Source organism: Silanimonas algicola (assembly GCF_054777375.1).
The window spans coordinates 267,241-289,013 of sequence record NZ_BAAHAS010000002.1 but is presented as its reverse complement, the minus strand read 5'-3'; the positions used below and the strand labels follow the sequence as shown (position 1 = coordinate 289,013).

Below are 21,773 nucleotides of genomic sequence, written 5' to 3'. Positions count from 1 at the left end.
GCATGCAGGCGCGGTGGCCGGACGAACCTCCTCCATCGCCGGGAATCCTCATGACCACGCCTTCGCTTCGCGCCCTCGAGCACCACGACGCCTTCCTCGAGCGCCACATCGGCCCCAACGCGGCCGAGATCGCCCACATGCTGAAGGTGATCGGCCAGCCCTCGCTCGAAGCCATGACCGACGCCATCGTCCCGGCCTCGATCCGCTCGACGCAGCCGCTCGCCCTGCCCGAGCCGGTCTCGGAAGTCGAAGCGCTCGCCAAGATCCGCGCGATCGCGTCGAAGAACCAGGTGTTCAAGAGCTTCATCGGCCAGGGCTACTACGGCACCCACACGCCGAACGTCATCCTGCGCAACATCCTCGAGAACCCCGCGTGGTACACGGCCTACACGCCGTACCAGGCCGAGATCTCGCAAGGCCGCATGGAGGCGCTGATCAACTTCCAGACCATGGTGACCGACCTCACCGGGATGGAGATCAGCAACGCCTCGCTGCTCGACGAGGCCACCGCCGCCGCCGAGGCGATGACCCTGGCCAAGCGCTCGGCCAAGTCGAAGTCGAACCGCTTCTTCGTCTCCAAGCACGTGCACCCGCAGACGCTCGCCCTGCTGCACACCCGCGCCGACGGCATCGGCATCGAGGTGGTGGTCGGTGACGACGCCGACGCCGCCGGCGCCGACGTCTTCGGCGTGCTGCTGCAGTACCCCAACACCTTCGGCCAGATCCACGACTACGCCGCGCTGGCCGACGCCATCCACGCCAAGGGCGGCCTCGTCGCCGTCGCCACCGACCTGCTGGCGCTGACGCTGATCAAGGCGCCGGGCGAATGGGGCGCCGACATCGTGGTCGGCAACACCCAGCGCTTCGGCGTGCCCTTCGGCTTCGGCGGCCCGCACGCCGCCTTCCTCGCCTGCAAGGACGGATTCAAGCGCTCGATGCCGGGCCGCCTGATCGGCGTCTCGGTCGATGCCCAGGGCAACCCGGCCTACCGCCTCACCCTGCAGACCCGCGAGCAGCACATCCGCCGCGAGAAGGCCACCTCGAACATCTGCACCGCGCAGGTGCTGCTGGCGGTGATGGCCTCGATGTACGCCGTCTACCACGGCCCGGAAGGCCTCACCCGCATCGCCACCCGCGTGCACCGCTTCGCCGCGATCCTCGCCAGTGCGCTGCGTGCCAAGGGCGTCACCGTCGGCACCGACTTCTTCGACACCCTGCACGTGGTCGGCGTCGATGCCGCCGGCTTGCACGCGAAGGCCAAGGCCGCACGCATCAACCTGCGTGCCATCGACGCGACGAGCCTCGGCATCAGCCTCGACGAGACCACCACCCGCGAGGACATCGCCGCGCTGGCCGCGCTGTTCGGCGCGACGGTCGCCGACATCGACGCCGCCGACGCCAGCACCCCGGACGCCCTGCCCGCCGGCCTGCGCCGCACCTCGGCCTTCATGCAGCACCCGGTGTTCAACACGCACCACAGCGAGCACGAACTGCTGCGCTACCTGCGCACGCTGGCCGACAAGGATCTCGCGATGGATCGCACGATGATCCCGCTGGGCTCGTGCACCATGAAGCTCAACGCCACGGCCGAGATGATCCCGGTCACCTGGCCGGAGTTCGCCAACATCCACCCGCTGGCGCCGGCCGAGCAGGCCGAGGGCTACCGCGAGCTGATCACCACGCTCGAAGCGATGATCGTGGAGTGCACCGGCTACGACGCCGTCAGCCTGCAGCCGAACTCCGGCGCGCAGGGCGAGTACGCCGGCCTGCTGGCCATCCGCGGCTACCACCGCAGCCGCGGCGAGGGCCATCGGAACATCTGCCTGATCCCGGAGTCGGCGCACGGCACCAACCCCGCCTCGGCGCAGATGGTCGGCATGGACGTCGTCGTCGTGGCCTGCGACAAGGACGGTAACGTCGACGTCGCCGACCTGCGTGCCAAGGCCGAGAAGCACTCGGCGAACCTCGCCGCGCTGATGGTCACCTACCCGTCCACGCACGGCGTGTTCGAGGAGGCCATCGTCGAGATCTGCGAGATCATCCACGCCCACGGCGGGCAGGTGTACACCGACGGCGCCAACATGAACGCCATCGTCGGCGTGGCCAAGCCCGGCAAGTGGGGCTCGGACGTCTCCCACCTCAACCTGCACAAGACCTTCTGCATCCCGCACGGCGGCGGCGGCCCGGGCGTCGGCCCCTGCGCGGTGAAGTCGCACCTCGCGCCCTTCCTGCCCGGCGCGCTGACCAAGGACGGCTTCCGCACCGCCGGCGTCGGCGACGGCCCGATGGTCTCGGCCGCCAGCTTCGGCTCGGCCAGCATCCTGCCGATCAGCTGGATGTACATCGTGATGATGGGCGCGGAAGGCCTGCGCCGTGCCACCCAGGTGGCGCTGCTCAATGCCAACTACGTGGCCAAGCGCCTGGCGCCGCACTTCCCGACGCTGTACACCGGCAGCAACGGCCTCGTCGCCCACGAGTGCATCCTCGACCTGCGGCCGATCAAGGACGCCACCGGCGTCAGCGCCGAGGACGTGGCCAAGCGCCTGATCGACTTCGGCTTCCATGCTCCGACGCTGAGCTTCCCGGTGGCCGGCACGCTGATGGTCGAACCGACCGAATCCGAGTCGCTGCACGAGCTCGACCGCTTCGTCGACGCGATGATCCAGATCCGCAACGAGATCCGCGCGATCGAAGACGGCCGCCTCGACCGCGAGGACAACCCGTTGAAGCACGCACCGCACACGGCCATGGTCGTCACGGCCAGCGAGTGGACCCGTGGCTACCCGCGCGAGCTGGCCGCGTTCCCGCTGCCCTCGCTGAAGCAGGTGAAGTACTGGCCGCCGGTGGCCCGCGTCGACAACGTCTACGGCGACCGCAACATCATGTGCGCCTGCATCCCGGTCGAGGCCTTCAAGGACGCCGAGGAGCCCGCGGCGGGCTGATCGCCGCAGCGCCGGCCGGGGCCTCCCGGCCGGCCCGATGAGGAGGTGCGGCCATGCCGCTCGACCGGATCAGTTCCGCCACGCCGTACGCCGCCCTCGCCCTCGTGCAGGCGGCCACGGCGAACGCGCCCCGGCTGGAATCGCCCCGCGTGATGCCGGCCATGGCGTCCGTCGCGATGGACGTGAATGCGCTGGCGAATCGCGTGAACGGCGGGGGCGCCAACGGCATGGCGGCCTTGCCCGACGGCCTGCAGGGGCGTGAAGACCGTCTCGGCCAGCGCTTCGACGCCCGCGCCTGAGGCGCCACCCGGCCCGCAGGCACAGGCGTAGGCGTAGGCGCTTCCAAATCCCCGCCCGCCTTCACGGTTTCCCGGCGCGGGAGGCGTACGCTGGTGCCACTTTCCCGAGGGTCGCGCCATGATCAACGGCATCTCCTCCAACGCCTCGCAATCCGGCATGGCCGTCGCGCTGCAACGCGTCGACGCCGCCGCGAGCAACACCGCGAACCGCCAGACCGAGGGCGCCCAGCGCCTGCGCGTCGAGCAGTCCGAGGCCCCGAACGGCGGCGTGCAGGCGCGCACGGTGCGCACCACGGAGGCCAACAACACCGACCGGGCCGCGATCAGCGATGCGATCGACGCCCGCGTGGGGCAGCGCGATTTCGAAGCGAACGCCGCGGCCTTCCGCGCCCGCGAAGACGCCATCGGCAGCCTGTTCGACGAGCGCGCCTGACCCCGTCGAAGCGACGGAACAAAAACGCCCCGCAAGGCGGGGCGTTTTCGTCTCCGCCGGACTCGGCCCTCAGGCGAAGGGATCCTGCAACACGATGGTCGATTCGCGACCGGGACCGGTCGACACGATGGACAGCGGGCAGCCGGCGAGTTCCTCGAGCGCGCGCAGGTAGGCGCGCGCCGCAGGAGGCAGCTTCTCCCACTCGGTGACGCCGGCGGTGCTTTCGCTCCAGCCCGGGAACTCGAGGTAGACCGGCGTGCACTCCTCCCAGCCCGCCGCGTCGAGCGGTGCGTACTCGGTGCGCTTGCCGCGGTACTCGTAGGCGATGCAGATCTTCAGCTTCTCCATCCCGTCGAGGATGTCGAGCTTGGTGATGCACAGGCCGGTGATGCCGTTGATGGCCACGGCGCGCTTCAGTGCGACGATGTCCATCCAGCCACAGCGGCGCGGACGGCCGGTGGTCGCGCCATACTCCTGGCCGCGGTCGCGGATGCCCTGCCCGATCTCGTCATTGAGCTCGGTCGGGAACGGGCCGCCACCGACGCGCGTGGCATAGGCCTTGGCGATGCCGAGGACGTAGTCGATCGCATCGGCGCCGACGCCGGTGCCCGCCATCGCGCCACCCACCGTGGTGTTCGACGAGGTGACGTACGGATAGGTGCCGTGGTCGATGTCGAGCAGCGAGCCCTGCGCGCCTTCGAACATCACGCGCTTCCCCTGCTTGCGCAGGTCGTGGAGGATGCCGGCCACGTCGGCCTTCATCGGATCGACATAGGCACCGAAAGCGAGCGCCTCGTCGAGCGTCTTCTGGTAGTCCACCGCCTCGACGCCGAGGTACTGCGTCAGCACGAAGTTGTGGTAATCCATCGTGGTGCGGAGCTTCTCGGCCAGCTCCTTCGGATAGGCGAGGTCGGCCACGCGGATGCCGCGCCGCGCGACCTTGTCCTCGTACGCGGGGCCGATGCCGCGGCCGGTCGTGCCGATGGCCTTGCCGCCGGCCGCCTTCTCGCGGGCCTGATCGAGCGCGATGTGGTACGGCATGATCAGCGGCGTGGCCGGGCTGATCTTCAGGCGCGAACGCACCTCGACGCCGCTCTCCTCGAGCTGGGTGATCTCCTTCTGCAGTGCCGCCGGCGACAGCACCACGCCGTTGCCGATCAGGCACAGCGCGCCCTCGCGCAGGATGCCGGACGGGATCAGGTGCAGCACCGTCTTCTTGCCGTTGATGACCAGCGTGTGGCCGGCGTTGTGGCCGCCCTGGAAGCGCACGACCGCGCCGATCTCCTCGGTGAGCAGATCGACGATCTTGCCCTTGCCCTCGTCGCCCCACTGGGCGCCCAACACGACAACCGATTGACCCATGGCCGAAGCCCTCTCTTCAATGGAATGCGGGCCCTTGCGGGCAGGCCTTGGCCGGGCGGGAGCGGCGCCACGGGCGCCGGGCATTCCCTAGCCCCAGACAAGACAAAAGCCGGTGGCGCTTGAGGCGCCCCGGCTTTGCGAAATTATCCGCCCTTTTTCCGCCCCCCGCCACCCCGAGGGGCGGCGGGCGGCCACGGCTCAGCGCCGGGCCTGCTCGAAGTACTCGAAGAACTCCGAATCCGGATCCAGGACGAGCGTGGTCCTGCCGTCGGCCAGCGCGCCGCGGTACGCCTCGAGGCTGCGGTGGAACGCGTAGAACTCCGCGTCCTTCCCATAGGCCGCGGCATAGATCTCGGCGGCGCGGGCATCGCCTTCGCCGCGGATCTTGGCGGCATCGCGCTCGGCGTTGGCGAGGATCACCTGGGCCTGCTGGTCGGCCTCGGCACGGATCTTCTCGGCGAGCTCGTTGCCTTCGGCGCGGGTGCGGGTGGCCACCTCGTTGCGATCCGTACGCATGCGGTTGAACACCCGGTCCAGCACCGACTCGGTGCCGGCGGCACCGTCGTCGGGGAGGTCGATGCGCTTGATGCGGACGTCGGCCACGCGGATGCCCAAGGTGGCCGAACCGCGGTTGATCTCGTCGAGCAGACCGGTGGTGACATCGCGGCGGCCGGCTTCGGCGAGCTGGCGCAGGGTGCTGCGGTTGATCAGGTTGCGCAGCGCATCCTCGACGATCGGCGTGAGGCGGTTGATCGCCTGCGATTCCATGCCGCCGCCGGCGGCGCGGTAGTACTGCGCGACGTCCTCGATACGCCAGGCGACGAAGTAGTCGACCTGGACGTCCTGCTGCTCCGAGGTGAGGTAACGCTTGTTCTCCGCCGTCATGGTGAGCAGGCGCCGGTCGAAGGGGCGCACGGTGTCGATCAGCGGCACCTTGAAGCGCAGGCCGGGTTGGACGTCCTGTCGGACGACCTCGCCGAGGCGCAGCACGATGGCGGTGTCGGTCTGCTGCACGGTGAAGACCGAACCCATGAGCAGGAGGACAAGAAGGGCCGAGGCGATGAGCAGATTGGGGAGGTGGCGCATGTCAGCGGCTTCCTTCGCGGGTTTCGCGCCCGGTGGGTCGGGCCTGGCGTGCGGTTTCGCTGGCTTCGACGGTGGCGGCTTGGACATCCGGACGCGCGAGGACCGACGGCGCGGGCACGGCGGATGATTCGGCAGCGCCCTGGGGTTGCAGCAGGAGCGTGTTGCCGTCGGCACCGGCGAACACACGCGGGTTGGCCGCCAACACTTGCTGGACGGTCTCGAGATAGAGGCGCTTGCGCGTCACTTCGGGCGCCTTGCGGTACTCGGCGAGCAGGAGGTCGAAACGCTGGGCCTCACCCTGCGCGCGAGCGACCACGGCTTCGCGGTAGCCGTTCGCGGCGGCCAGGATGCGGGAGGCTTCGCCTCGAGCACGCGGGACGATCTGGCCCTCGTAGGCCTTGGCCTCGTTCTGGAAGCGCTGGGCGTCCTGCTCGGCGGCGATGACGTCGTCGAATGCCGACTTGACCGGTGCCGGGGGTGCAGCCACCGGGAGGCCGAGCTGGGTGACCGTCAGGCCGGTACGGTAGGTGTCGAGGGCGGACTGGACGGCTTCGCGCACGTTCGGCGTGAGTGTGTCGCGCTTGTTCAGCGCCGTCTCGAGGTCGGCGTTGCCGATGGCCTCGCGGACGGCGCTTTCGGTGATCTGCTGGATGAGGTCGCGCGGCAGGCGCGTGCCGAACAGGAAGGCTTCGGGATCGGTGATCTGGAACTGGACGTTGTAGCCGATCTGGACGAGGTTCTCGTCACGCGTCAGCGCCAGCATCTGCTCCTCGACGGCCGCGACCTCCTGCGCCGGCACGACCGTGACGCTTTCGATCGGCCAAGGCAGCTTGAAGTTCGGGCCGGGCTCCATCATGCGGCTGTACTCGCCGAAGCGCAGCACGACGCCGCGGTCGCGCTCGTCGATCAGCTTGAAGGAGTTGAACACCAGCCACACCACGAGCAGGCCGCCGACCAGGTACAGCGGATTGAAACCATCGGCGCCACCGCGGGCGCGGCCGCCAGCGCTGCCGCCACCGCCAAACATGCCGCGCAGCTTCTCGACGAAGGCCTGGACCTCGCGGTTCGGGTCTTTCCCGCGCCAGGGATCGTTGTTGCGGTTTCCGGGTTGGTTCCAGGCCATGGGGGCTCCGTACGGGCGCTCGCAGGCCGCGGGCGCCGATCAAATCACGATTCTAGGTAGGGGTGGCAAGGCCAACAAGCAAGAGGCCGTGAAGCGGATGGCCTCCCGGGGTCGCCGCGAGCCGTTCGGCCGCAGCGCGCGGCAGGCCGACCTCGAGCCGCCACCCGGACTCGTCGACGACCTCGGACCGCACGGCCCCCAGCGCATGAAGCTGGGCCCGCAGGCGTCCGTCGGCAGGCCCGAGCAGGAGCCCCCCCACCAGCAGGTCATGGGCGAACCGGCTCCCCAGCGCCGCCAGCAAGTCCTCGAGTCCGTCGCCCTGGCGGGCCGACACCCAAGCCCTGGCCGCTTCGCCATCGCGCGCATCGACGTGCGGCGACAGCCCTTCGATGCGATCGATCTTGTTGAAGACCATCCACTGCGGCACCTCCCCGGCGCCGATCTCCACCAGCACGTCGTTCACCGCGGCGATGCGCGCATCCCTTTCCGGATCCGCGGCGTCGACGACGTGCAGCAGCAGGTCGGCCTCGCGGGCCTCGGCCAGCGTTGAGCGGAAAGCGGCGACGAGATCGTGCGGCAGGTCGCGGACGAAACCGACGGTGTCGGACAGCAGCAACGCACCACAGGCCAGGCCGTCGATGCGTCGCACGGTCGGGTCCAACGTGGCGAACAGCTGGTCGGCGGCGTAAACGCCGCTGCCCGTGAGCGCATTGAACAGGGTTGACTTGCCGGCGTTGGTGTAACCGACCAGAGCGACGCGCGGCAGCTCGTTCCGCATCCGCGCGCGTCGCATCTGCGTGCGCTGTACCTCGATGCGAGAGAGGCGTTTCTCCAGCGCGTCGATGCGGGCGCGGATCAGGCGGCGGTCGGTCTCCAGGGCGGTTTCACCCGGGCCGCGCAGGCCGATCGAGCCGCCACGCTGCGAGTCCATGGCCTGCCCCTTGCCGACCAGCCGCGTTGCGGAATGTTTCAACTGGGCCAGTTCGACCTGGAGCTTGCCATCAGCGCTTGCCGCACGCATGGCGAAGATGTCGAGGATGAGACCGACGCGATCAACCACTCGTCGCCCGAGGTCGTCGCCGAGGTTGCGCTCCTGCACGGGGCTCAAGGTGGCGTTGACCAAGACGAGGTCGACGTCGGCGACCTCGCAGAGGCCTTTCAGTTCCTCGACCTTGCCGCTGCCGAGGTAATGGCTGGCGCTGGGGCGTTCAAGGCGCGCGTCGACCACCGCGACGACCTCGGCGCCGGCGGAGCGGGCCAAGTCGGCGAACTCCTCGGCGATGGCGGGGTCGCGCTGTCCGGGTGCCGCCGGCTGGACCAGCAGGGCGCGTTCAGGGCGGGGGCGGTTCATCGCATCACGGGGCGGCACCCACGCCGCGCACCGTCCTCACTCGTGGCTGTCGTCGGCGAGCTCGTCGCCGCCGTCGCCCACGGGGTTGACCTGGCCGCCACCGGGGCCGACGCGGACGTTGCGCGAAGGAACGACGGTGGAAATGGCGTGCTTGTAAACCATCTGGCTGACCGTATTGCGCAGCAGGACGACGAACTGGTCGAAGCTCTCGATGGTGCCCTGCAGCTTGATGCCGTTGACGAGATAGATGGAGACCGGGATCCGCTCGCGTCGCAGCGCGTTCAGAAACGGGTCTTGAAGGCTTTGGCCTTTCGACATGGGGATCCGGCGTGGTTGTTCTTCTCGGGGTGGGCATCGTAGCCCGCCGGACGGTCACGTGCGAGTGAGCGCGGGACGTGGCGCCGCGGCGATTCAGGCATAGGGAGCGAGGAAGCGCCGCATGGCGCCATCCAGCGCCGTGCGCGAGGTGGCGGGGTCGAACCACAATGCATCGTGTTCGCCGCGCAGCCAGGTGAGCTGGCGCTTCGCGAGATGACGCGTGGCCGCGATGCCCTGCTCGACGAAGGTCGCGGCATCGGTCGCGCCGTCGAGGTGCTGCCACGCCTGCCGGTAACCGACGGCGCGCATCGCCGGAAGGTCCGGATGCAGCCGCGGATCGCCCTTGAGCGACCGGACTTCGTCGAGGAATCCCGAGGCCAACATGGCCTCGAAGCGGCGCGCGATGCGCTCGTGCAACACGACGCGGTCGGTCGGCGCCAGAACCAGCTTCAGCACGCGGAACGGGAACCGCGCAGGCGTGCCGCGACACCGCGACTGCCAAACGCTGATCGGCACGCCACTGAGGCGGAACACCTCCAGGGCGCGCAGGGTCCGCTGGGTGTCTCCCGGCTGGATGCGGGCACCGGCTTCCGGATCGACGGCGCGCAGCTCGGCGTGCAGCGCCGGGAGCCCGCGGGCACCCAGCTCCCGCTGGAGCTGCGCGCGCACCATCGGGTCGGATTCCGGCAGGTCCGACAGCCCTTGCAGCAGGGCCTTGAAGTAAAGACCGGTGCCGCCAACGAGCAGCGGCACGCGCCCCTGTCCAGCGAGATCGTGCATTGCGTCCCGGGCGTCGCGGGCAAAATCCGCGGCGGAATAGCGCTCGTGGGGATCGCGGAGGTCGATGAGCCGGTGCGGCGCGCGCGCGCGCATCGCGGCATCCGGCTTGGCGCTGCCGATGTCCAGTCGCCTGTAGACCAGGGCGGAGTCGACGCTGATGACCTCGGTGGCCAGCCGCTCCGCCCAATCCGCCGCGAAATCGGTCTTGCCCGACGCCGTCGGCCCCATCACCGCGACGGCACGCGGGCGGCGGTCGATGCGGGGATCGGTGGCGAAGGTCGGGGTGGCGGTGACGGGATGCGACATCGGCGCGCAGCATAGCGGCACGGCGCGAAGGTTCGTCGCACGCCGTTGTGCGGGCTCGGGGCGGGGCGTAGATTCGGCGGCGCCCCCTGCAACCTTTGCCCGCCGGAGCCGGCCATGACGCGACTGAAGGCTTTCGGATTCTTGCTGGTCTTCCTGATCCCGGCCACCCTGCCCGTCGCCGCCTGGCTGGCGTCGCGAGGGCTGGCGCCGGGCGCCGCGGCGTGGTTCCCGCTGGTGGCGCTTTTCGTGCTGCTGCCGCTTGCCGATTACGCGCTGGGCCACGACAGCGTGGACGTGCCGGTGGCGCAGGAGCGCGCCTTCGCCCGTTCGCGCTGGTTCCGGGGCCTCACCGTGCTCGCCTTGCCGGTGCACCTCGGCGTGCTGGCGTGGAGCGGATGGTGGTTCGCCGGCACCGACCTCTCCGCCGTGGCCATGGCCGGCTGGCTGCTCTCGCAGGGCGTGGTGGGCGGCGTGCTCGCGATCAACACCGCCCACGAGCTCATCCACAAGGATGGCCGCTTCGAGCAGTCGGTCGGCGGGCTGCTGCTGGCTTCGGTCGGCTACCACGGCTTCAAGGTCGAACACATCCGCGGCCACCATGTCCACGTATCGACCCCCGAAGACGCCTCGAGTGCTCGCTACGGCCAGAGCGTCTGGCACTTCCTGCCGCGCGCCCTGTTCCACAACACCCGCAACGCCTGGGTGCTGGAGGCGCAGCGCCTGCACCGGCTCGGCCTGCCGGCGTTGCACTGGCGCAACGAGCTCGTCGGCTGGACGGCCGCGTGGTTGGCGATGGCCGCCGGGATGACGGCCTGGCTCGGACCGGCCGGTCTGCTGTTCTTCCTGCTGCAGGGGCTTTTCGCCGCGGGCTCGCTGGAGATCATCAACTACATTGAACACTACGGGCTCGAGCGCCGGAAACTGCCGGATGGCCGCTATGAGCGGACGACGCACCTGCACAGCTGGAACAGCGACTACCGCCTCTCGAACCTGATGCTTTTCCAGCTTCAGCGCCACAGCGACCACCACGCCTTCCCCAAGCGGCCTTACGCCATCCTTCGCCACCATGCCGACAGCCCGCAGCTGCCCGGCGGCTATGCATCGATGTTCGTCCTCGCCCTCGTGCCGCCCCTGTGGTTCCGCATCATCCATCCACGCGTCCGGGCCTTCCGCGCGCGCGTCGCGACGGCCTGAGCGGCGCACGACACAACCGCCCCGCCTCGACAAGGACCCCGGATGCCTTCCCCCACCTCGGCGTCGACCGCCCTGCTCTTCACACTGCTGGCGCTCGCTCCCCAAGCTTGGGCGGGCGCGCTCGCCACCAAACTGCTGCCGATGCCGCTTGCTCCGGGGATGGAAAGCTCCGCGCAGCTCCACCTGCCCGACACCTTCGACCCGGGGCAGCCCACTTGGGTGTCATACACGCTGATCGCGATCTCCCCCACGGACGACCCGCAAGGCAAGGTCGTGGTCACCGGCATGTTCGAGCGCGAGCCGACCTCGCCCGTCGCGGGCACGGTGCTGTTCGAACCCCGGGATCTGCGCGTCACGACCTCGGCCGGCACGATCCAGCGGCAGTTCGAGCAGGATTTCGGCAAGCGCAGCGAACGCGAACTGCGCGCCATGTGGGGGGATGCCATGTACGACGCCTACGTGGCAGTGAATGCCGGTACCGGCCGTCTTCTCGACGGCACGGCGCTCCGCCACCTGCCGCCGCTGTCGCAGGGCGACCCGATCGTGCTGGTCGGCGTCGAGCGCGCGGAAGGCCTCCAGCCGGCCGGCCTGCTCGTGACGGTCGGCCAGGGCGAGATCCCCGCCATCCACCAGCCCAACGTCGAATCCACCGGCGCCTTCCAGCTGGGGTTGGGGCTCGGGAAGCTGCTTCCGATCCTGCTTTTGATCGCTCTGGGCTACGTCGTCTATCGCATCATCCTCGCGCGACGCAGGGGCTGAGCCGGTCGTCGGCTACTCCTCGTCGGGCCAACGGATCGCCGGCGCCGTGGGCTTGCCGCGCGGCGTCGGGACGGCGGCCACCGCCGCCCACACCTTCAGCGCATCGACCGTCGCGGCGACATCATGGACGCGGACCACCATCGCGCCGTTCTGCACGGCGACGAGGTGCGCGGCAACCGATGCCGCCAAGCGATCCGCCACCGCCCGACCGGTGATCTGGCCAAGGCTCGATTTCCGCGACAGCCCCGCCAGCACCGGCACGCCGATCTCGGTGAAGCGTTTCAGCTGCACCAGCAACGCAAGGTTGTGCTCGAGCGCCTTGCCGAAGCCGAAGCCGGGATCGATGACAATGCGCCGCTTGTCGATGCCTGACATCTCGCAGGCGAACACGCGCTCGGCGAGGAAGCGATGCACCTCTCCGACCACGTCGTCGTAAGCGGGCGCCTCCTGCATCGTCCGCGGTTCACCGGCCATGTGCATCAGCACGACGGCGGCCCTCGACGCCGCCAAGGCCTCGAGCGCGCCTTCGGAGCGCAGCGCCATCACGTCGTTCACCATGCCCGCGCCCGCCGCCAGGGCCGCGCGCATCACTGCGGGCTTGGTGGTGTCGATGGAGATGGGCACCGCCGTCCTCGAGGCCAGCGCCTCGACCACCGGCAGGACCCGCGCGAGCTCCGTGGCCTCATCCACGGGCTCCGCACCGGGACGCGTGGATTCACCGCCGATGTCGAGGATATCGGCGCCCTCGTCCACCAGCCGCAAGCCGTGCGCGACGGCCGCCTCGACGGAGGCGTGATGGCCTCCATCGGAGAACGAATCCGGGGTGACGTTGACGATGCCCATCACACGCGGGCGATCGAGCCGCAGCACGCGCCCGGCGCAGTCGAGAGTGGGAACGGTGTCGAGGTCGAACAGCATGACGTCCCCCGGATGCGGCTCAGCCACGCGTGCGCTCGAGCAGCAGCATCATGAAGATCCCCTGCAGCACGGCATCGCGGGCCTCGCCATCGATCGCGGCATGCGCATCGATGCGGTAGCGGCCTTCCATCAGCGCCGGCACCTTCTGAACCCGCATCACCAGCGTTCCGTCGCGCGCCTTGATCAAGTAGGCCGGGTGGAACCAGTAGCCGGCGAACAGGCCGATGATCGGCAGGTCCGACACGAGGCCATCCAGCACCTTCACCCACGGGTTCTCCTCGCTGACGGTCAGCAGGAGGCCATCGGCGGCCTGGATCTCGTAGTGGGCACGCCACAGCGAGCGCATGCCATGGCGGCGGACGACGCCGATCGGCTTGCCCGTGGCATCGGCGATGCGGTACGCCGCGTTGAAATCCAGCATGCGATCGGCGCGGATCTCGAACAGTCGGCGCGTCTGCGCCTCGTCGGCGAAGACGGTGACGCTCTCCTTGAGCTTGAAGAGCTTCTGCTTGACGTAGTGGGTGAGCGTGCCGCGGGCGTCCGTGACGCGGATCTGCGGCGAAAGCGCGACGCGCTTGAAGGCGATCTGGAGGGGAAACTGCATGGATGGGACCGAGGGGAAGGCGCGCCATGCTCGCCGTTGCGCCCGGCCTCCACAAGCCCAGGGACTAGTCGCCGATCTTCAGGATCAACCAGCCGCCGACGAGTGCCATGGGCAGACCGAGCAAAAGACCGGCCCAGACCAGCGGCGCGGGTTTGCCGAGCCAGAGGTTCAGACCCGAGACGACGAGGGCGGCGAATCCACTGCCCACCAGGCCCCCGCCCACGGCGCCGCGCAGGCGGTTGCGCCGTGACGCCCGCAACAACGCCCGCGCATCGACCGGCGACGACGAGGGCTCGGAGGCGATCAAGCCTGTGGCGCCGCGGGACCCAGGGGGGCGCCCGCCGACGGGCCGTCATTGTCCTTGGCCGGGGCGTTGCCCGCCTTGCCCCAATCGGCCGGCGGGCCCGGGCGGCGCCCTTCCATGATGGCGTCGATCTGCTGCGCGTCGATGGTCTCGTAGGTCAGCAGGGCCTCCGCCATCACATGGAGCTTGTCCATGTTGTCCTTGAGGATCTGCGTCGTCCGCCCGTAGGCCTTGTCGAGGATGCCCCGCACGACCTCGTCGATGCGTCGCGCCGTCTCGTCCGAGACGTTCTTGGTCTGCGACACGCTGCGGCCGAGGAACACCTCGCCTTCGTCTTCCGCATAGGCGATCGGACCCAACTCGTCCGACAGGCCCCACTTGGTGACCATGTTGCGGGCCATCTTGGTGGCGCGCTCGATGTCGTTCGACGCTCCGGTGGTGACCTTGTCGGCGCCGAAGATCAACTCCTCGGCGACGCGGCCACCATAAAGCGAACAGAGCATCGACTCGATGTGCACCTTGTTGTAGCTGTAGCGGTCCTGCTCCGGCAGGTACATGGTGACGCCCAGCGCGCGGCCGCGCGGGATGATCGTCACCTTGTAGACCGGGTCGTGGTCGGGGACGACACGGCCGACGATGGCATGCCCGGCCTCGTGGTAGGCCGTCAGGCGCTTCTCGTCCTCGCTCATCGCCATGGAGCGCCGCTCGGCGCCCATCATGATCTTGTCGCGCGCCTTGTCGAAGTGCTCCATGCGCACCAGCTTGGCGTTCTCGCGGGCGGCGAACAGCGCGGCCTCGTTGACGAGGTTGGCGAGGTCGGCGCCGGAGAAGCCCGGCGTACCGCGCGCGATGGTCATGGCGACGACGTCATCGGCCATCGGCACCTTTCGCATATGCACCTTCAGGATCTGCTCGCGGCCCTTGACGTCGGGCAGGCCCACCACGACCTGGCGGTCGAAGCGCCCCGGACGCAGCAGGGCCGGATCCAGCACGTCCGGACGGTTGGTCGCCGCGATGACGATCACGCCCTCGCCGCCTTCGAAGCCATCCATCTCGACCAGCATCTGGTTGAGGGTCTGCTCGCGTTCGTCATGGCCGCCGCCGAGGCCGGCACCGCGGTGGCGGCCTACGGCGTCGATCTCGTCGATGAAGATGATGCAGGGCGCGTGCTTCTTGGCCGTCTCGAACATGTCGCGCACGCGGCTGGCGCCCACGCCGACGAACATCTCGACGAAATCCGAGCCGGAGATGCTGAAGAACGGCACCTTGGCCTCGCCGGCGATGGCGCGCGCCAGGAGCGTCTTGCCCGTGCCCGGCGGCCCCACCATCAGCACCCCGCGCGGGATCTTGCCGCCGAGCTTCTGGAACTTTCCCGGGTCGCGCAGGAACTCGACGAGTTCGCCGACCTCCTCCTTGGCCTCGTCGCAACCGGCGACATCGGCGAAGGTGACCTTGATCTGGTCCTCGCTCATCAGCTTGGCCTTCGACCGGCCGAAGCTCATCGCGCCCTTGCCGCCCCCCTGCTGCATCTGCCGCATGAAGTAGATCCACACGCCCACGAGCAGCAGCACCGGCAGCAGGCTGACGAGCAGCGACAGGAAGAAGCTGTTCTTCGGCGGCGGCTCCTGCGTGAACGTGATGCCCTTGTTGAGCAGCTCGTTCGTCAGGTCGCGGTCCTCGGGCTTGAAGGTGACGAAGGTCTCGCCGTTCTTCCGGGTGACCCGAGTGGTCACGCGGTCGGCCTCGATCTCGACCTTCTGGATGTTGCCGCTGCGGACTTCCTCGATGAAGTCGCTGTACGCGACATCGCGCCCCGCGCTCGGGCCGCCGGAGAAATTCTGGAAGACCATCGCCAGGACGATGGCGACGACGAGCCAGAGGAGGAGGTTGCGGGCGAGATCGTTCATTTCATCGGTCCTTCGCGCTTGGCGGTCGCCAGCGCATACACCTCGGTCGACCGCTTGCGCGACGCCTCGGGCTTGCGGATCACCACGCGCTCGAAGCGAGTGCGCAGCTGCCGCACGTAATCGTCGAAACCCACCCCCATGAACAGCTTGATGAGGAAGGCGCCGCCGCGTTTCAGGTGGCCATCGCAGAAATCCAGCGCGAGCTCGGACAGATGCATCGCCCGCGCCTGATCGGTGACAGCCACGCCACTCATGTTGGGGGCCATGTCGGAAAGCACAAGGTCGACCGGCGCGCCCGCCAAAAGGGCTTCCAGTTGCGACAGTGTTTCCGCCTCTCTGAAATCGCCGTGAAGAAAATCGACGCCAGCGATCGGCGGCATGTCGAGGATGTCCAGCGCCACCACTCGTCCTCGCTCGCCGAGCTGCTTCCGGGCGAGCTGCGACCAGCCGCCGGGCGCCGCGCCGAGGTCGACGATGGTCATCCCGGGCTTCAGCAACTGGTCACGTTCGAGCAGCTCTTCGAGCTTGTACGCCGCGCGCGAGCGCAGACCTTCGGCCTGCGCCTTCTTCACGAAGGGATCGCTGAAGTGCTCCTTGAGCCAGCGTTGGCTGGACTTGCTGCGGGTGGCCATGGCGCCGCCGTGGGATGGGCACACCATGATACCCTGCGCGCCCTTCGGGCCGCCCCGGGCCGAAGGTCCTGCTGCCGCCCAAGGTCCCCGCCATGCCCATCGCCCTTTCCTCGGCCCAGAAGCGCTACCTGCGCGGGCTCGCCCATGACCTGAAGCCGGTCATCCTGGTCGGCGGCAAGGGCGTGACGGACGGCCTCGTGGCGGAAACCGCCAGCGCCCTCCAGATCCACGAGTTGATCAAGGTGAAGGTCGCCGCCGAGGACCGCGAGGCCCGTGACCTCGCCATCGCCACCCTGGCGGACGCGGCGGACGCGGCCCTCATCGCGCGGATCGGCAACATCGCCGTGATGTTCAAGCCGCGCGCCGAGAAGCCGCTGATCGCCTTGCCGCGCTGAGCGCATCGCCCGCAGGCGTCCCATGCCCCTGGCCCAGGAACAGCCCGACTTCCGCTACGTGCCCCGCGGCGTCGACGCGCAGGGCCGGGTGACGATCAACGACACCCGGCATGAGGCCAGCTTCTATCTGTCGGGAGACCAGCTCGTCGAAGGCTGGCGCCCGACCACGGTGGCCGACCTCCAGCCCACCGACCTCGACGCGCTTTTCGCGCTGCAGCCGACCGTCATCCTGCTCGGCACCGGCACGCGCCACGCCTTCCCGGCCCCGGCCGTCATGGCCGCCGCCCTGACACGCGGCATCGGCTTCGAGCCGATGGTGAACTCGGCCGCGGCCCGCACGTTCGCGGTGCTGGCCGGCGAAGGCCGCAAGGTCGTCGCCGCCTTCCTCATCGACGCCAGCGCCTGAGGCGCCGCCGGGCGCTCAGCGCCGCGGCAGCAGCGGGGTCGGATCGACCGGCTTGCCGTTGCGACGGATCTCGAAGTGCAGCATGTCGCGGCTGGTGCCCGTGCGGCCCAGTTCGGCGATCTGCTGCCCGGCGCTGATGTTCGCGCCTTCGGCGACGAGGCGACGGCGGTTGTGGCCGTAGGCGGAAAGCCACTCGTCGTTGTGCTTGATGATGATCAGCTCGCCGTAACCCACCAGCCCCGCACCCGAGTAGACGACGGTGCCCGCGGCCGCCGCGCGCACCGGCTGGCCGGCAGTGCCGGCGATGGCGATGCCCTGCCGCGCCTTGTCGCCCTCGGCGTAGCGCGAGATCACCTGGCCCTGCGTGGGCCACTGCCATTGCCCGGGGCGGAAGGCACCGGTGCCCGAAGGGCCCGTCGGGGTGGACGCCGGAAGCGGGGCGGGAGGCACCGCAGGCGGCGGCGACGGCGCGGCGGCGACCGGCGCCGCGGGCCGAGGCGCGGCAGAGGGCGCAGGGGCTGGGGCAGCGGCCGGGGCGACGGGCGCCGGGACCGAGGCGCCGGCCGGGCCGCGCGGGATCGGCGGCGGCCCCGAGGCAACCACCGGGGATGCCGGCACCGGGGCTGCCGTCGCAGCGGGGCGACGCGACGGACTGGCGCTGCGCGGCGCACTCAGCCGCAACACCTGGCCCGGCTGGATCAGATAGGGCTCGCCGATACCGTTCCAGCGAGCGACTTCGCGCCAATCGAGGCTGTTGCGGAACGCGATGCCGTACAACGTGTCGCCGGCTTTCACGACATACGATGGGCCGCGCGACACGTCGTTCGACGCCGCCGGCCGTTGGGCGGTGTGAAGCGGCCGCGGCGCGGGCTCCTCGCGAACGACGGTCGTGCTGGCGCAAGCGGCCAGCAGCGCGGCCACGGCGGCCAGCGCGAGGCCACGCACGACACCACGGGCCGGATTCCGATTCCGCATCACTGCACTCCCGACAGCAAAGGCACGAACACCACGCCCCCCAGATCGTCCTGTACGACGGCGTCACCCTCGCGACACAGCCGCAGCAGTCGCTGGGCGCTGGCACCGCCGACCGGCGCCACCAGCGTGCCGCCGGGCGCCAGTTGCTCGAGCAACGAGGCTTCGAGCGCCGCGCCGCCCGCGGTGACGATGATGGCATCGAAGGGGCCGTGCTCCGCCCAGCCGAGGCGGCCATCGTCATGCCGCGAGCGGATGTCGAGCGAGAGCTGGCGGAAGCGGCGGCGCGCGTCGCGCAGCAGTTCGTCGATGCGCTCGACGGTGAACACCTCGATGCCGAGCGTGGCCAACACCGCGGCCTGGTAACCGCTGCCGGTGCCGACCTCGAGCACCCGCTTGGGCAGGCCGCGTTCGATCAGTGCCTCGGTCATGCGCGCCACCACCCAAGGCTGGGAGATGGTCTGGCCGCGGCCGATCGGCAAGGCCGTGTCCTCGTAGGCACGGCTGGCCAGCGCCTCGTCGATGAACTGGTGGCGCGGCACGCTGCCGATGGCGCGCAGCACGCGCTCGTCGGTGATGCCCTGCTCGCGCAGGCGCTGCAGCAGGCGTTCGACGGCCCGTTGGCCGGTCATGCCGACACCGGGGACGGCACGCGGGGCGAGCTTCAGCGGCGTGGTCATGCGCGAGCCAGGCCCTTGGCCAGCCCCCCCACCCAGCCGGCGACCGTTTCCAGCGCCTGGTAGCGCGTGAGGTCGACGTGGATCGGCGTGATCGAGACGAAACCGCGCTTCAGCGCGTCGAAATCGGTGCCCGGGCCGGCGTCCTGTTCTGGGCCCGCGGGACCGATCCACCAGACCGGCCGGCCGCGCGGGTCGGTCTGCGCCACGCAGGGCTCGGCGCGATGGCGGTGACCGAGGCGCGTCACTTCGAAGCCGGCGACGTCGGCCCAGGCGCGATCCGGCACGTTGACGTTGAGGATGGTGTCGGCGGGCAAGGGATCGGCCACGAGGCGGGCCACGAGTTCGACGGCGACGCGCGCCGCGGTGTCGAAGTGCAGGCCCTGGTGGTCGCGCGTCACCAGCGACATCGCGATGGCGGGCAAGCCGAGGAAGCGCCCCTCCATCGCCGCGGCGACGGTGCCCGAGTAGATGACGTCATCGCCGAGGTTGGCGGCGTTGTTGATGCCGGAGACGACGATGTCCGGCTGTTCGTCCAGCATGCCGGCCAGCGCGAGGTGGACGCAGTCGGTCGGCGTGCCGGCGACGCTGTAGACGCCCTCACGCACGCGCTTGGCGCGGATCGGCATGTCGAGCGTGAGCGAATTGCTGGCGCCGCTGCGGTCACGGTCCGGGGCGACGACGGTGACCGCGTGGCCGGCGGCCTTGAGCCCTTCGGCGAGGGCTTGGATGCCGGGGGCATCGACCCCGTCATCGTTGCTGACCAGAACGCGCATGGAATCCCCACTGGAGCGAGTCGCCATGATAGCGAATGCCGACGGCGTCGATGCCGCGCTCGCACGCCTTGGGCTAGCCTGTGCGGGCATGAAGATTCCCCGCGCCCTCCGCAAGGCCGTCACCCGCAAGCCCGCCCCCGTCGCGGCGCCCGAGCCGGAGCCGGACGACGCCGCCCTGTTCCGCGAGGCGATCGGGCCGGTGCGGGTGATCGCCGCGGAGGCGCCGGCCGTCGAGGCCCCCAAGCCCCGGCCCAACACCCGTCGGCACGACGAGGACGAGGCCGAGGCCCTGCGCGAGACCATGCGCCAGCCGCTCGACGCGCTGGCCTACGCCATGGGCGAAGTGCTCGAGTTCCGCCGCGACGAGGTGCCGATGCCGACACTCAAGCGTTTGAAGCGCGGCGAGTTCGCGGTGCAGGACGAACTCGACCTGCACCGCCTGCGCGTCGACGAGGCGGAGGCGGCGCTGCGGGTGTTCCTTGGTGAAGCCCGGCGGGCGCAGTTTCCCTGCGTGCGGCTCGTGCACGGCAAAGGGCTGCGCTCGGAAGCCGGCCCGGTGTTGAAGGCGCTGGTTGATCGGGTGCTGCGCCATCGCGGCGACGTGCTTGCCTTCGCCTCCGCCCCGCCGGCGCAGGGCGGCACGGGCGCCACCCTGGTGCTGCTGCGCGGCGCCTGAGGCTCAGTCGCCGTCCGGCAGGGCGTCGCCCGCGCCTTCGCCGCTCTCGCCGCAGAGGCCTGCCAGCACGGCGGTGGCATAGCAGCCGGGCGGCAGGCGGAAGCGCAATTCCAGCGCGTCATCGGCCGTCCACGCCCAGGCGAGGCCCTCGGCGCGCACGCGCAGGGCACGGCGTTCCTGCGAGAGCCCGGCCTCCTCAAGCCCTTGGCACAGGCCGGGCTCATCGGCGGCGATGGCGGACTCCAGCGCGTTCGCGGCACCGGTGCTGCGCAACGCGCCACGCCCCCACAGCGGGCCGGTGGGGTGCAGGTCGAAGGTGGCCACGCGGGCCTCGAGTTCGGGCGTGATCGGCTCGGGGCCGAACACGCTCTTGCGGCCATCGAGCATGAACACCTCGCCGTCGATGGCGCGTTCCCAGCTGCCGTCGGCCACGCGCGCGTCGAGCACGCGATTGAACAGCTCGGAGCGCGCGGCCGAGAGCAGCATCGATCGGGTTTCGCGACCGACCTTGGCGCCGGCGAACATCCGCCGCGCCTGCCCGACGTTGTCGCCGAAGCGACCGAAGCGCTGCACGCCGAAGCGGTTCGGCACGCCGCGCGCGGCGATCGACTGAAGACGCACGTCAATGGCGGCGCGCAAGGCATCGTCGGGCACGTCACCGCCCGGACCGCGCAACGCACGCAGCGTGATCGTGAAGGCGTTGCCCGCCAGCCCACCGCGCGGCAGCTTGCGCGCATGCCACGCGTGCTCAAGCACGCGCAGGCCCTCGCCCTCGAGCGTCTCGAGCGGCGGTGCCATCCGCTTCGGCAGGTGCACGGTGAAGCGCTGGCGCGTCACCGCCTGCTTGTCCTTCAGGCCGGCGAAGCCGATCGCCACCGGCGCGACGTTCGCCCAGCGGCACAGGCGCTGGACGATGTCGGTGGTCGCGTGTCCGCGCTTCTCGATCCACAGCTGCAGGTGCTCGCCCTGCCCGGTCGCCGGCTCGGTGGCGATCTCCTCGACGACGAAGTCCTCGGGGCTCGCCTTGATCCGTGCCGAGAACAGTGGCGCACCGAACGGCGAGGCGCTCACGCGCGCTCCAGCAGCACGACGGCCAGAGCGGCAAGGCCTTCCTCGCGACCGGTGAAGCCGAGTTTCTCGGTGGTCGTGGCCTTCACCGACACCGCGTCGAGGCCCACGCCCAGATCCGTCGCCAGCGTTTCGCGGATGGCCTGCGCATGCGGGCCCACCCTCGGACGCTCGCCGACGACGGTGGCGTCGACGTTGCCGATGCGCCAGCCGCGTTCGACAGCCAAGCCCACGCAGTGCACGAGGAAGCGTCGCGAATCCGCGCCCTTCCATTGCGGATCGGACGGCGGGAAGTGCTTGCCGATGTCGCCGAGCGCCAGCGCGCCGAGGATGGCGTCGCAGAGGGCGTGGATCAGCACGTCACCGTCGGAGTGGGCGACGATGCCCTGCGTGTGCGGCACGCGGATACCGCCGAGCACGACGTGGTCGCCGGGGCCGAAGGCGTGGACGTCGTAGCCCTGCCCGATGCGGATGTTGGCCATGGT

Annotated in this window: 24 protein-coding genes; 8 read left to right on the top strand and 16 right to left on the bottom strand. The window is 70.0% G+C overall.

What is annotated here, in order from left to right; all coding sequences use genetic code 11:
* Window positions 1-50: 50 nt before the first annotated feature.
* The 3 genes from gcvP to ACYVAK_RS06520 all read left to right on the top strand — a co-directional run bounded on the left by gcvP (window position 51) and on the right by ACYVAK_RS06520 (window position 3,674).
* Window positions 51-2,942 carry an aminomethyl-transferring glycine dehydrogenase gene (gene gcvP / locus ACYVAK_RS06530; protein WP_461059164.1) on the top strand — a complete coding sequence of 964 codons (2,892 nt, stop codon included), beginning with the start codon at window positions 51-53 and terminating at the stop codon, window positions 2,940-2,942.
* Between the two features lie 53 nt (window positions 2,943-2,995).
* Window positions 2,996-3,241 (top strand): hypothetical protein, encoded by a 246-nt coding sequence (locus tag ACYVAK_RS06525; RefSeq protein WP_461059162.1) that lies wholly within the window; start codon window positions 2,996-2,998, stop codon window positions 3,239-3,241.
* Window positions 3,242-3,359: 118 nt separating this feature from the next.
* Window positions 3,360-3,674: a hypothetical protein gene (locus tag ACYVAK_RS06520; protein ID WP_461059160.1), complete on the top strand. Its 315-nt coding sequence runs from the start codon at window positions 3,360-3,362 to the stop codon at window positions 3,672-3,674.
* Window positions 3,675-3,743: 69 nt separating this feature from the next.
* On the opposite strand, the gene ACYVAK_RS06515 is transcribed toward ACYVAK_RS06520, so the two are convergent.
* The 6 genes from ACYVAK_RS06515 to miaA all read right to left on the bottom strand — a co-directional run bounded on the left by ACYVAK_RS06515 (window position 3,744) and on the right by miaA (window position 10,000).
* The gene (locus ACYVAK_RS06515) at window positions 3,744-5,036 is read right to left on the bottom strand and encodes an adenylosuccinate synthase (protein WP_461059158.1); all 1,293 of its coding nucleotides are present in this window, start codon (window positions 5,034-5,036) and stop codon (window positions 3,744-3,746) included.
* Window positions 5,037-5,234: 198 nt separating this feature from the next.
* A complete protein-coding gene (gene hflC, locus ACYVAK_RS06510) occupies window positions 5,235-6,122 on the bottom strand; it encodes a protease modulator HflC (protein ID WP_461059156.1) in 888 nt (295 codons plus the stop codon).
* Between the two features lies 1 nt (window position 6,123).
* Window positions 6,124-7,245, bottom strand: a complete 1,122-nt coding sequence (hflK, locus tag ACYVAK_RS06505; protein ID WP_461059154.1) for an FtsH protease activity modulator HflK — start codon at window positions 7,243-7,245, stop codon at window positions 6,124-6,126.
* Window positions 7,246-7,297: 52 nt separating this feature from the next.
* Complete coding sequence (gene hflX / locus ACYVAK_RS06500) at window positions 7,298-8,596, bottom strand: GTPase HflX (protein WP_461059152.1); 1,299 nt, start codon at window positions 8,594-8,596, stop codon at window positions 7,298-7,300.
* A gap of 36 nt (window positions 8,597-8,632) precedes the next feature.
* Window positions 8,633-8,914 (bottom strand): RNA chaperone Hfq, encoded by a 282-nt coding sequence (gene hfq, locus ACYVAK_RS06495; RefSeq protein WP_461059150.1) that lies wholly within the window; start codon window positions 8,912-8,914, stop codon window positions 8,633-8,635.
* A gap of 93 nt (window positions 8,915-9,007) precedes the next feature.
* Complete coding sequence (gene miaA / locus ACYVAK_RS06490) at window positions 9,008-10,000, bottom strand: tRNA (adenosine(37)-N6)-dimethylallyltransferase MiaA (protein ID WP_461059148.1); 993 nt, start codon at window positions 9,998-10,000, stop codon at window positions 9,008-9,010.
* A gap of 114 nt (window positions 10,001-10,114) precedes the next feature.
* Between miaA and ACYVAK_RS06485 the strand changes: the two genes are divergently transcribed.
* Complete coding sequence (locus ACYVAK_RS06485; protein ID WP_461059146.1) at window positions 10,115-11,194, top strand: alkane 1-monooxygenase; 1,080 nt, start codon at window positions 10,115-10,117, stop codon at window positions 11,192-11,194.
* A gap of 42 nt (window positions 11,195-11,236) precedes the next feature.
* On the top strand, window positions 11,237-11,953 hold the full coding sequence (locus ACYVAK_RS06480; RefSeq protein WP_461059144.1) for a hypothetical protein: 717 nt from the start codon (window positions 11,237-11,239) through the stop codon (window positions 11,951-11,953).
* A gap of 12 nt (window positions 11,954-11,965) precedes the next feature.
* Here ACYVAK_RS06480 and folP read toward each other — a convergent pair whose 3' ends face one another.
* The 5 genes from folP to rlmE all read right to left on the bottom strand — a co-directional run bounded on the left by folP (window position 11,966) and on the right by rlmE (window position 16,318).
* The gene (folP, locus tag ACYVAK_RS06475) at window positions 11,966-12,871 is read right to left on the bottom strand and encodes a dihydropteroate synthase (RefSeq protein ID WP_461060498.1); all 906 of its coding nucleotides are present in this window, start codon (window positions 12,869-12,871) and stop codon (window positions 11,966-11,968) included.
* Window positions 12,872-12,890: 19 nt separating this feature from the next.
* Window positions 12,891-13,475 (bottom strand): LURP-one-related/scramblase family protein, encoded by a 585-nt coding sequence (locus tag ACYVAK_RS06470; protein WP_461059142.1) that lies wholly within the window; start codon window positions 13,473-13,475, stop codon window positions 12,891-12,893.
* A 64-nt stretch (window positions 13,476-13,539) separates the two neighbouring features.
* Window positions 13,540-13,782 (bottom strand): hypothetical protein, encoded by a 243-nt coding sequence (locus ACYVAK_RS06465; protein ID WP_461059140.1) that lies wholly within the window; start codon window positions 13,780-13,782, stop codon window positions 13,540-13,542.
* A complete protein-coding gene (gene ftsH, locus ACYVAK_RS06460) occupies window positions 13,779-15,686 on the bottom strand; it encodes an ATP-dependent zinc metalloprotease FtsH (protein WP_461059138.1) in 1,908 nt (635 codons plus the stop codon). The genes ACYVAK_RS06465 and ftsH overlap by 4 nt, the downstream gene beginning before the upstream one ends.
* A complete protein-coding gene (gene rlmE, locus ACYVAK_RS06455; protein ID WP_461059136.1) occupies window positions 15,683-16,318 on the bottom strand; it encodes a 23S rRNA (uridine(2552)-2'-O)-methyltransferase RlmE in 636 nt (211 codons plus the stop codon). The genes ftsH and rlmE overlap by 4 nt, the downstream gene beginning before the upstream one ends.
* A 92-nt stretch (window positions 16,319-16,410) precedes the next feature.
* On the opposite strand from rlmE, the gene yhbY reads away from it, so the two are divergent.
* Entirely contained in the window at window positions 16,411-16,713 is a 303-nt protein-coding gene (yhbY, locus tag ACYVAK_RS06450; protein WP_461059134.1) for a ribosome assembly RNA-binding protein YhbY, read from the top strand.
* A gap of 22 nt (window positions 16,714-16,735) precedes the next feature.
* On the top strand, window positions 16,736-17,119 hold the full coding sequence (locus ACYVAK_RS06445; protein ID WP_461059132.1) for an Mth938-like domain-containing protein: 384 nt from the start codon (window positions 16,736-16,738) through the stop codon (window positions 17,117-17,119).
* A gap of 15 nt (window positions 17,120-17,134) precedes the next feature.
* On the opposite strand, the gene ACYVAK_RS06440 is transcribed toward ACYVAK_RS06445, so the two are convergent.
* The 3 genes from ACYVAK_RS06440 to surE are packed head-to-tail and all read right to left on the bottom strand — an operon-like array spanning window position 17,135 to window position 19,544.
* Window positions 17,135-18,094, bottom strand: a complete 960-nt coding sequence (locus ACYVAK_RS06440; protein WP_461059130.1) for a peptidoglycan DD-metalloendopeptidase family protein — start codon at window positions 18,092-18,094, stop codon at window positions 17,135-17,137.
* Window positions 18,094-18,771: a protein-L-isoaspartate(D-aspartate) O-methyltransferase gene (locus tag ACYVAK_RS06435; RefSeq protein WP_461059128.1), complete on the bottom strand. Its 678-nt coding sequence runs from the start codon at window positions 18,769-18,771 to the stop codon at window positions 18,094-18,096. Before ACYVAK_RS06435 ends, ACYVAK_RS06440 begins: the two co-directional genes overlap by 1 nt.
* Window positions 18,768-19,544, bottom strand: a complete 777-nt coding sequence (surE, locus tag ACYVAK_RS06430; RefSeq protein WP_461059126.1) for a 5'/3'-nucleotidase SurE — start codon at window positions 19,542-19,544, stop codon at window positions 18,768-18,770. The genes ACYVAK_RS06435 and surE overlap by 4 nt, the downstream gene beginning before the upstream one ends.
* Before the next feature lie 88 nt (window positions 19,545-19,632).
* On the opposite strand from surE, the gene ACYVAK_RS06425 reads away from it, so the two are divergent.
* Window positions 19,633-20,220, top strand: coding sequence for a Smr/MutS family protein (locus tag ACYVAK_RS06425; RefSeq protein WP_461059124.1), 588 nt, complete (start codon window positions 19,633-19,635; stop codon window positions 20,218-20,220).
* A 3-nt stretch (window positions 20,221-20,223) separates the two neighbouring features.
* Here ACYVAK_RS06425 and truD read toward each other — a convergent pair whose 3' ends face one another.
* On the bottom strand, window positions 20,224-21,291 hold the full coding sequence (gene truD, locus ACYVAK_RS06420; RefSeq protein ID WP_461059122.1) for a tRNA pseudouridine(13) synthase TruD: 1,068 nt from the start codon (window positions 21,289-21,291) through the stop codon (window positions 20,224-20,226).
* Window positions 21,288-21,770, bottom strand: coding sequence for a 2-C-methyl-D-erythritol 2,4-cyclodiphosphate synthase (gene ispF, locus ACYVAK_RS06415; RefSeq protein WP_461059120.1), 483 nt, complete (start codon window positions 21,768-21,770; stop codon window positions 21,288-21,290). The genes truD and ispF overlap by 4 nt, the downstream gene beginning before the upstream one ends.
* Between the last annotated feature and the right edge of the window lie 3 nt (window positions 21,771-21,773).

What these genes read in the sequence shown, in the direction of transcription:
- ACYVAK_RS06480 (WP_461059144.1), top strand. Translation starts at nt 11,237, where the DNA reads ATGCCTTCCCCCACCTCGGCGTCGACCGCCCTGCTCTTCACACTGCTG.
- hflX (WP_461059152.1), bottom strand. Translation starts at nt 8,596, where the DNA reads ATGAACCGCCCCCGCCCTGAACGCGCCCTGCTGGTCCAGCCGGCGGCA.
- hfq (WP_461059150.1), bottom strand. Translation starts at nt 8,914, where the DNA reads ATGTCGAAAGGCCAAAGCCTTCAAGACCCGTTTCTGAACGCGCTGCGA.
- gcvP (WP_461059164.1), top strand. Translation starts at nt 51, where the DNA reads ATGACCACGCCTTCGCTTCGCGCCCTCGAGCACCACGACGCCTTCCTC.
- surE (WP_461059126.1), bottom strand. Translation starts at nt 19,544, where the DNA reads ATGCGCGTTCTGGTCAGCAACGATGACGGGGTCGATGCCCCCGGCATC.
- ACYVAK_RS06435 (WP_461059128.1), bottom strand. Translation starts at nt 18,771, where the DNA reads ATGACCACGCCGCTGAAGCTCGCCCCGCGTGCCGTCCCCGGTGTCGGC.
- hflK (WP_461059154.1), bottom strand. Translation starts at nt 7,245, where the DNA reads ATGGCCTGGAACCAACCCGGAAACCGCAACAACGATCCCTGGCGCGGG.
- hflC (WP_461059156.1), bottom strand. Translation starts at nt 6,122, where the DNA reads ATGCGCCACCTCCCCAATCTGCTCATCGCCTCGGCCCTTCTTGTCCTC.
- miaA (WP_461059148.1), bottom strand. Translation starts at nt 10,000, where the DNA reads ATGTCGCATCCCGTCACCGCCACCCCGACCTTCGCCACCGATCCCCGC.
- ispF (WP_461059120.1), bottom strand. Translation starts at nt 21,770, where the DNA reads ATGGCCAACATCCGCATCGGGCAGGGCTACGACGTCCACGCCTTCGGC.
- ftsH (WP_461059138.1), bottom strand. Translation starts at nt 15,686, where the DNA reads ATGAACGATCTCGCCCGCAACCTCCTCCTCTGGCTCGTCGTCGCCATC.
- rlmE (WP_461059136.1), bottom strand. Translation starts at nt 16,318, where the DNA reads ATGGCCACCCGCAGCAAGTCCAGCCAACGCTGGCTCAAGGAGCACTTC.
- ACYVAK_RS06485 (WP_461059146.1), top strand. Translation starts at nt 10,115, where the DNA reads ATGACGCGACTGAAGGCTTTCGGATTCTTGCTGGTCTTCCTGATCCCG.
- ACYVAK_RS06440 (WP_461059130.1), bottom strand. Translation starts at nt 18,094, where the DNA reads ATGCGGAATCGGAATCCGGCCCGTGGTGTCGTGCGTGGCCTCGCGCTG.
- folP (WP_461060498.1), bottom strand. Translation starts at nt 12,871, where the DNA reads ATGCTGTTCGACCTCGACACCGTTCCCACTCTCGACTGCGCCGGGCGC.
- ACYVAK_RS06470 (WP_461059142.1), bottom strand. Translation starts at nt 13,475, where the DNA reads ATGCAGTTTCCCCTCCAGATCGCCTTCAAGCGCGTCGCGCTTTCGCCG.
- yhbY (WP_461059134.1), top strand. Translation starts at nt 16,411, where the DNA reads ATGCCCATCGCCCTTTCCTCGGCCCAGAAGCGCTACCTGCGCGGGCTC.
- ACYVAK_RS06425 (WP_461059124.1), top strand. Translation starts at nt 19,633, where the DNA reads ATGAAGATTCCCCGCGCCCTCCGCAAGGCCGTCACCCGCAAGCCCGCC.
- ACYVAK_RS06445 (WP_461059132.1), top strand. Translation starts at nt 16,736, where the DNA reads ATGCCCCTGGCCCAGGAACAGCCCGACTTCCGCTACGTGCCCCGCGGC.
- ACYVAK_RS06515 (WP_461059158.1), bottom strand. Translation starts at nt 5,036, where the DNA reads ATGGGTCAATCGGTTGTCGTGTTGGGCGCCCAGTGGGGCGACGAGGGC.
- ACYVAK_RS06525 (WP_461059162.1), top strand. Translation starts at nt 2,996, where the DNA reads ATGCCGCTCGACCGGATCAGTTCCGCCACGCCGTACGCCGCCCTCGCC.
- ACYVAK_RS06520 (WP_461059160.1), top strand. Translation starts at nt 3,360, where the DNA reads ATGATCAACGGCATCTCCTCCAACGCCTCGCAATCCGGCATGGCCGTC.